This is a genomic window from Humidesulfovibrio sp., from assembly GCF_035560995.1.
In the GTDB taxonomy this organism is placed as follows: Bacteria; Desulfobacterota; Desulfovibrionia; order Desulfovibrionales; family Desulfovibrionaceae; genus Humidesulfovibrio.
In genome coordinates, this window is the sequence record NZ_DATMYK010000068.1 from 1 (window position 1) to 7,657 (window position 7,657).

General features: G+C 68.1%; 7 protein-coding genes. 4 read left to right on the plus strand and 3 right to left on the minus strand.

The genetic code is table 11. From position 1 onward, the window contains the following. The 4 genes from VN419_RS02560 to VN419_RS02575 all read left to right on the plus strand — a co-directional run. Positions 1-290: aldehyde ferredoxin oxidoreductase C-terminal domain-containing protein (locus tag VN419_RS02560; RefSeq protein WP_325644124.1), on the plus strand; the 290-nt coding region annotated here is incomplete at its 5' end. Continuing rightward, positions 287-1,567 carry a class II aldolase/adducin family protein gene (locus VN419_RS02565; RefSeq protein WP_325644126.1) on the plus strand — a complete coding sequence of 427 codons (1,281 nt, stop codon included), beginning with the start codon at positions 287-289 and terminating at the stop codon, positions 1,565-1,567. The genes VN419_RS02560 and VN419_RS02565, both read left to right, overlap by 4 nt. Before the next feature lie 109 nt (positions 1,568-1,676). After that, complete coding sequence (locus VN419_RS02570; RefSeq protein WP_325644128.1) at positions 1,677-2,573, plus strand: DMT family transporter; 897 nt, start codon at positions 1,677-1,679, stop codon at positions 2,571-2,573. A gap of 2 nt (positions 2,574-2,575) precedes the next feature. Beyond that, positions 2,576-3,352 (plus strand): SprT family zinc-dependent metalloprotease, encoded by a 777-nt coding sequence (locus VN419_RS02575; RefSeq protein WP_325644130.1) that lies wholly within the window; start codon positions 2,576-2,578, stop codon positions 3,350-3,352. Between the two features lie 331 nt (positions 3,353-3,683). Here VN419_RS02575 and VN419_RS02580 read toward each other — a convergent pair whose 3' ends face one another. Genes VN419_RS02580 through VN419_RS02590 form a run of 3 tightly spaced genes read right to left on the minus strand, consistent with a single transcriptional unit; the run spans position 3,684 to position 7,637 of the window. Next, positions 3,684-6,032 (minus strand): PBP1A family penicillin-binding protein, encoded by a 2,349-nt coding sequence (locus VN419_RS02580; RefSeq protein WP_325644132.1) that lies wholly within the window; start codon positions 6,030-6,032, stop codon positions 3,684-3,686. Between the two features lie 51 nt (positions 6,033-6,083). Continuing rightward, positions 6,084-6,623: a zinc/iron-chelating domain-containing protein gene (locus VN419_RS02585; RefSeq protein ID WP_325644134.1), complete on the minus strand. Its 540-nt coding sequence runs from the start codon at positions 6,621-6,623 to the stop codon at positions 6,084-6,086. 3 nt (positions 6,624-6,626) lie between these two features. Next, positions 6,627-7,637: a KpsF/GutQ family sugar-phosphate isomerase gene (locus VN419_RS02590; RefSeq protein WP_325644136.1), complete on the minus strand. Its 1,011-nt coding sequence runs from the start codon at positions 7,635-7,637 to the stop codon at positions 6,627-6,629. Between the last annotated feature and the right edge of the window lie 20 nt (positions 7,638-7,657).

Here is a 7,657-nt window from a genome sequence, read left to right on the forward strand (position 1 = left end):
CCACCTATCTGGAGCGCATGCTCAACGCCCGCTGCGGCTTCACCAGTGCGGACGACGACCTGCCCGCGCGTTTCTTCACCGAGCCGGGCAGCGGCGCGCCGGACCTGCCCGTGCCGCCCGTGCCGAGGGCGGAGTTCCTCGCGGCCCGCGCCGCATACTACCGCATCCGGGGCCTGGACGAAAACGGCCTGCCCCTGCGCGAGACGGCCCAGCGCCTGGGCCTGCCCTGGCCGCTCACGGCCCAGCTGCCCACCTCGCAGCCCACCTCGCGGAACAGGGAGGGCGCATGATCGCGCAGCTGGTCAAGTATGCGGGCAAGCTGGCCCGGGCCGGGCTGTGCGCGCCGGGCGAGCCGCTCCTGGCCGCGCTGGATGCCGAGCTGTCCTTCAGCCATGCCGATGATCCGCGCCAGCCCCTGGCCGAACGGGTCATCCTGGCCCTGGGCGCGGGCGCGCTGCTGCTGGCCGAACCCATCGGCCCCTGCCAGGGGGCCATGCTCGCCCTGGCGCGGCGGGCCGTGGAAGAGGGCCGGGACTGCGTGCTTCCCGGGGACTGCGAAACGCGCACCTTTCTGCACGATCTGCCCGTGGTGCGAGGCCTGGAGGCCGAGGGCGTCATCCAGGCCCTGAAGCGTCGCAAGGGCTGCATCATCCTGGACGAGACAGGCGGGGGCCGCGCGCTCATGGCCGCGGCCGGAAGCGTGAGCCCGGAGCAGACCTTCGTCACCGTCAGCTCCATGGCCTTTGCCTGCTTTGTGGCCTTTTTCGACCAGCACCTGCGCGCGGCCCGCGCCGGGACGCTCACGCAGGCGCGCAAGGCGGAGTTCGCCTGCGTGCGCGCGGCCCTTGAGGCCGAGCTCTCGCGCCTGCCGCAAACCCTGCCGAAGCTTCTGCCCGGTCCCTTCACCGACGCCGACCAGGCGCGGGCGGCCATGACCCAGGCCGGGCGGGCCGTGGTGGAGTATGGCCTGGTGGATTCGTCCTTCGGCAACGTGTCGTGCAGGCAGCAGACGCCCGAGGGCGAGCTGCTGCTCATCAGCCAGACGGGCAGCAGCCTGGACGAGCTGGCCGGGGTCATCGACCCCTGCCGCATGGACGGCAGTTCCTGCGTGGGGCTCACGGCCTCCAGCGAGTATTCCGCGCACAAGGCCGTGTACGACGGCGGAGGAGCGCGCACCATCCTGCACGGGCACCCGCGCTTCGCGGTCATTGTGTCCATGGACTGCGACAAGTTGGACTGCCCAGGCTTGGGCGAGTGCCACCGCGCCTGCGCCGCGCCGCGCGCCGTGTGCGACCCGGCCTGCGGCCTCAGCATCCCCATCGTGCCGGGCGAGGTGGGCACCGGGCCCTTCGGCCTGTGCAACACCCTGCCGCCCGCGCTCACCGATGTCGGCGGCGGGCGCGGCGGACCGGCCGCCGGATCCGCCGTTGGGGCCATCGTCTACGGGCATGGGCTCTTCACCACCGGCAAGCAGGACTTCCGCGACGCCTTCGCCACCCTGTTCGAGGTGGAGCGCTTCTGCCGCGATGAATACTTCCGCCGCGTGGCCGCCCTAGGCGGAGCGTGATCGCCAATCCCGCAGGGGCGCATCGCAAAAAGTGATTTCCAATCCCGGCCCGGGGGTGGTACCCCTGCCTTCCCGGCGACAACCGCCGGACCAAGCGGGGGTTTGAAACATGACTGACGCGCGGCGCGCGGCGCTTCTGCCCATCCTGGCCCTCACGGCGGCCAGCATCCTCTGGGCCAGCGCCTTCATCGCCTTCAAGCTGGCCTTCCAGGCCTACGACACCATGTTCGTGGTCTTCGCGCGCATGCTCGTGGCCTGCGTCTGCTTCGCGCCGCTGTATCCCCGCTTCCGCTCCCAGCCCTACCGCGCGGGCGACTGGAAACCCATCGCCCTTATGGGCCTGTGCGAGCCCGGCCTGTATTTTCTCTTCGAGACCGCAGCCATCAAGAACACCGAGGCTGCCCAGGCGGGCATGATCGTGGCCATGCTGCCCCTGCTGGTGGCCGTGGGCGCGCACTTCATCCTGAAGGAGAAGGTCAGCCTGCGCACCTGGGGCGGCTTCCTCGTGGCCGTCATCGGCGCGGCCCTGCTTTCCTGCCTCTCCACCGCCACGGAGAGCGCGCCCAACCCGGCGCTGGGCAACTTCCAGGAGTTTCTGGCCATGATCTGCGCCATGGGCTACACCATCCTGCTCAAGCAACTCTCCCGGCGCTACTCGCCCATGTTCCTCACCTTCACCCAGGCCGTGTTCGGCTGCCTGTTCTTCCTGCCTTTGATGTTTTTGCCCGGCCAGAGCCTGCCCACGGAGTTCGTGCTCATTCCGGCCCTGTCCATCGTCTACCTGGGCGCGGCCAGCACCATGGGGGCGTACGGCCTGTACAGCTACGGGGTAAGCAAGATTCCCGCCAGCCAGGCCTCGGCCTTCGTGAACCTCATCCCCGTGGCCACCATCATCATGGCCCGGCTGGTGCTGGGAGAGGTGTTCAGCCTGGGCCAGTATCTAGCCTCGGCCTTGGTGCTGGGCGGAGTCATTTTGAGCCAGGACAGGAAGAGAGCGGAGGAGTAGGCGTGTTCGGGTTCCTTAAGCCCAAACCGAAGCCCAAGCCCAAGAAAATGGCCGCCCCCCTCGCGCCTATGCTCATGGAACTCGACCTGGGGCAGGAACGCGTGAGCGTCGAGGTGGGCTTTGACCGCTTCCGCTCGCTCCGCCTGCGCATCCGCCCCGACGGCACGGTGCGCGCCCGAGCGCCCATGGGCGCGAGCCTTGCCGCCCTGCGCGAACACCTGCTGTCCAAGGGACCGTGGATTCTGAAGCACCTGGAGCGCCTGCGCGCGCGGCGTCAGTCCGTGCCGTCCCTCCAGTACGTCAACGGCGAAACACACACCTTTCTCGGCCAGGACTACGCCCTTGTCTTGCGCCAGGGTCCGCGCAACCTGGTGCGCCTGGCGGGCGACGGCCTGCTCGTCACCACCCGGCGTGAGCCGGAGCCGGAGCTGGTGCGCAAGCTCGTGGAGTCCTGGCTGCTTTCCCAGGCGCGGGAGGTCTTCACCAAAACCATCCGCGAGCTTCTGCCGCGCATGGACGCCCTTGGTGCGCCGCGTCCGGCCAAGCTCAACATCCGCTGCATGCGCAGCCGTTGGGGCAGCTGCTCCCGCGCGCGGGCCATCTGCCTGAACCGCCAGCTCATCAAGGCGCCGCTTTCCTGCATCGAATTCGTGGCCGCGCATGAGCTGTGCCATCTGCTGCACCACAGCCACGACGCCCGCTTCTACGCCGTCCTTGATAGGGTCATGCCCGACTGGCGCGCACGCAAGGAACTGCTGCACAGCCTGCCGATTTTGTGAATCAATCAGGGGCGCTGCCCCTGGGCCCCGGCAGGGGCTCTGCCCCTGCACCCCGCCAGAGGGCACGAGGCCCTCTGGACTCCCTGTGGCGAGGGGTTTTGCTGTTCCGGCGTAACGCGCCGGAACAGCAAAACCCCTCGCGGGGGGCTGAGCGGGGGGCGACACGGGCACGGGGGATCGTCGGCCCCGGTCGGACTTGGAAACCAAGAGTCCCTGCCGGCCCTGCCCCAAACGATGAGCCCCGGAGCGCGAAAGCGCTCCGGGGCTCATCGTTTGCCCTGCGGGTCCAGGGGGTGCATACCCCCTGGCCTGCGGAGCATATTCTCTTCTCTTAGAATCCCTGCTTCATCAGGTCCGCGTCGCTGGTGGCGGCGCTGCCTGCTGCAGCCGCGCCCACGTCGGTGGTGCCGGGCTGGGTGCCTTCCATGAAGGGCAGGAAGTAGCTCTCCGGCGCGGGCTGGCCCTTGGAGCCTATAGCCTGGCTGTTCTCCACCCGGGCCCAGACGATGCCTTCGGGCGGCAGGAAGTCGTCGGGCGGGTAGCGGTCCTCGATGACCTTGCGGTACTCGAGCCAGATGGGCAGGGCGGTGCGCCCGCCGGAGCCTTCGCGGCCCATGCTCTGGAGCTGGTCGTAGCCCACGTACACGCCGGTCAGCAGATGCGGGGTGAAGCCGATGAACCAGGCGTCCTGCTCGTTGTTGGTGGTGCCGGTCTTGCCCGCCAGGGGGCGTCCCAGCACCTTGGCCGCGCCGCCTGTGCCCACGTTGATGACTTCCTTCAGCATGCTGGCCATGAGGAAGGCGTTCTGCGGGCTGATGGCCTCCACGTATTCGGGCTCGCTCTTGTAGAGCGTTTCGCCCCAGGCGCTCTTGACGCTCATGACCAGGCGGGGCTTCACGTAGGTGCCGCCCCGGGCGAAGGCCGTGTAAGCCTGGCACAGGTTGGTGAGGGTGACTGCCGAGGAGCCCAGCGCGATGGACAGGTTCTCCGGCAGTTCGGAATCGATGCCGAGGGCGCGGGCGCGTTCGATGACGGTGCGCACGCCGATTTTCTGGGCCACGCGGATGGTGACCAGGTTGCGCGACTTGGCCAGCGCGGTGGAGAGCAGCGTGGGGCCGTAGAAGATGTCCTCGTAGTTCTCCGGCCGCCAGATGGTGCCCGCCTCGGCGTTGGCGAAGACGATGGGCGCGTCCATGATGACGCTGGCCGGGGTGAAGCCGTGGTCCAGCGCGGCGGAGTAGACGATGGGCTTGAAGGACGAGCCCGGCTGACGCTTGGCCTGGGTGGCGCGGTTGAACTGGCTTTTCTCGAAGCTGAAGCCGCCCACCAGGGCCACGACCTCGCCGGTCTCAGGCATCATGGAGACAAGCGCCCCCTCGGGTCCGGCCTCGCGCTCCAGGTTCAGCACGTAGTGGCCGTTGCCTTTGGCCTCGCGCACGGTGACCCAGACGATGTCGCCCTTGTGCATGATGCGCGACGGATCGCCGGGCACGGCGGCGGCCTCGCCGGTGGCGCCCTTTACGGCGTTGCGGCACCAGGTGGTGCTGTTGGCGGGAATCTCGCCGGTGTTCTGGCCGAAGCGCACGCTGGCCTTGTCCTTTGCGGACTCCACCACCAGGGCGCGCACCCAGGCGCCGGGCTTCAAGGTTTCGTTGCTGCGGCCGTCGTCCAGGAAGCGGGCGTATTCGTCGGGCTTCAGCCTGCCGGCCGGGCCTTCCCAGCCCTTGCGCTTGGCCACGTCGGCCAGGCCGCGGCGCATGGCGTTGTCCGCGGCGATCTGGTGCGGGATCTCGCAGGCGGTCTCAACGGTCAGGCCGCCCTGATAGACTTCGTCCTCGCCGTACTTCTCGATGAGGAAGCGGCGGACTTCTTCTAGGTAATAGGCCCCCACCTTCCAGGAGTGGTCTTCCATGCTCTTGTAGACCAGCTTCTGGTTCAGGGCCTGGGTGTACTGTTCCTTGTTGATCCAGCCCTGGGAGAGCATCTGCTCCAGCACGTACTTCTGGCGGGTCTTGGCCGCCTCGGGGTCGGAGAGGGGGTTGTAGCGGCTGGGGGCCTGGGGCAGGCCGGCCAGGATGGCGGCTTCGGCCAGCGTCAGGTCCTTCACGTGCTTGCCGAAGAACTCGCGCGCGGCGGCCTCCACGCCATAGGCCTTGGAGCCCAGGAAGATCTGGTTCAGGTAGATGGTCAGGATCTCGTCTTTGGTCAGGTAGTTCTCCAGACGATAGGCCAGCACGGCCTCCTTGATCTTGCGCTCGAAGCTCTTTTCCGGCGAGAGCAGCAGGCGCTTGACCACCTGCTGGGTGATGGTGCTGCCGCCCTGGCGGATGCCGCCGGCTTTGAGGTTCATGAGCGAGGCGCGGAAGATGGCCCAGGGGTCGATGCCGTCATGCTTGTAGAAGCCGGAGTCCTCCGCCGCAAGGAAGGCCTTGGGCAGGTAGGCGGGCATGTCCTGCAGGCGCACCAGGAAGCGCTTTTCCTTGTAGAAATAGCCCAGCACCCGGCCATCGCGCGAGAGCACGGTGGTCACCAGGGGCGGCTTGTAGTCCGTGATGTTGCGGAATCCCGGCAGATCGCGCGAGAAGAACCAGAAGGCCAGGAGCGCGCACAACACGGCGGCCACGGGCATGGCGAGGATGGTCCAGAATATCTTGCGCTTGAACCTGCGGCTCCATCTCATGGAAGATTCCCTTCTGGCAGTGGGCTTTTTCGCGTTTTTCTTCGGCGGCATTTATGCTTGCTCCGGCAGGCCCCAGGCCTTGCGCAGTTCGTGGTACATGGTGCGGACACCGGCGCTGGTCATGCGCATGCGCAAGAGCAGGCCCGCCCCGCCGCCGCCCGATTCCTTCTGGGCCTGGCAGCGGTCCATCTCGAAATACAACTCCCGCCCGGTCCTTATCCAGAAGGGGAACAGGCGGCAATACAAGGGTCTTGCCGCACGCGGAAGGAAGCAGCCCTGCTGGCCGAGCAGCATGCACACGCCTTCCGGGCTGATGGCCAGGCGGTCATGCGCGCCCCCGGACGGGAACAGCTCGCGGATCGTGCCCGTCTCGCCCGGGAACAGGCGGCAGAGGTTGTCCACAAAGGGGTCTGTGTTGGGCTGGAGGAAGAAGTGCGCGGCGTTGGCTCCGGCGCTTTCCATTCCCGCGCGCTCACTGGCGGAAAGAGGAAAGCAGTATTCCTCCTGGCCGGGCGTGAGGGTGCAGCAGGTGCCGCTTGTCTTGGCGCAGCGTGCGCATACATCAGACTCGGCATCGGCATCGTTGTCCATGGGCTACTCCGGCGCAAAGCGCACCCGGCCCTTTCCCAACAGGTCGTGTACATGGACCAGACCCGCAAGGGAGCCGTCTTCGTTGAGCACCGGCAGAACGGTTATCTGCCGGGCTTCCATGAGATCGAGCACCTGTGCCGCGCTGGCCGTGACAGTCACGCTGCGCGGATCTCTCGTCATGAAACCGGCCGCAGGCTGGGCCGGATCGAAGCCGCTTTTGCAGAGCATGCGCCGCACATCGCCGTCGGTCAGCACCCCGGCGAGCCTGCCGTCCGGGTCCGTCAGCGCCGCAAGGCCGAAGCCCCCGGCGTTGAGCGCGGCCAAGGCCTCGGAAAGAGGGGCCGAGGCGGGCAGCACAGGCAGGTTCTGGGAGTGCATGAGACTGGCGATCTGCTGCGAGAGGCGCGCGCCCAGCGCTCCGGCCGGGTGCACGCGCTTGAAGTCCTTTGTGCCGAAGTCCTTGATGCGCATGAGGCACACGGCCAGCGCGTCGCCCACGGCCAGGGCCGCGGTGGTGCTGGCCGTGGGGGCCAAGTTCATGGGGCAGGCCTCGCGCGGCACGCGCACCTCGATGGTGACGTCCGACAGGCGCGCCAGTGTGGACTGCGTGCCGGAGGTGAGCCCCACGATGAGCGCTCCCAGGCTCTTCAAGGCCGGGAGCAGGGTGTTCAGCTCGTCGGTTTCGCCGCTGTTCGAAAGGGCCAGCACCACGTCGCCCTGGCGGATCATGCCCAGGTCGCCGTGGGCGCCCTCCACCGGGTGCAGGAAGAAGGCCGCCGTGCCCGTGCTGGACAGGGTGGCCGCGATCTTGCGGCCCACCAGGCCGGATTTGCCGATGCCCGTGACCACCACGCGGCCCTTGCAGCCCGCCAGGATCTCGAGGGCGGCCTCGAAGCCGCCGTTCAACTGGCCGCGCACGGCCGCCAGGCCCTCGATCTCGATGTCCAGGACCTCGCGCGCCAGCTCGAGCCAGCCGCCGGAAGGAGGGGTGCCGTTGTGCTCGCAGCGGTTCATGCCGGGCCTCCCGTGTGCGG

Bases quoted from the DNA above. Each gene is read 5' to 3' on its own strand.
- VN419_RS02565 (WP_325644126.1), top strand. From the start codon at position 287: ATGATCGCGCAGCTGGTCAAGTATGCGGGCAAGCTGGCCCGGGCCGGG.
- VN419_RS02570 (WP_325644128.1), top strand. From the start codon at position 1,677: ATGACTGACGCGCGGCGCGCGGCGCTTCTGCCCATCCTGGCCCTCACG.
- VN419_RS02580 (WP_325644132.1), bottom strand. From the start codon at position 6,032: ATGAGATGGAGCCGCAGGTTCAAGCGCAAGATATTCTGGACCATCCTC.
- VN419_RS02585 (WP_325644134.1), bottom strand. From the start codon at position 6,623: ATGGACAACGATGCCGATGCCGAGTCTGATGTATGCGCACGCTGCGCC.
- VN419_RS02590 (WP_325644136.1), bottom strand. From the start codon at position 7,637: ATGAACCGCTGCGAGCACAACGGCACCCCTCCTTCCGGCGGCTGGCTC.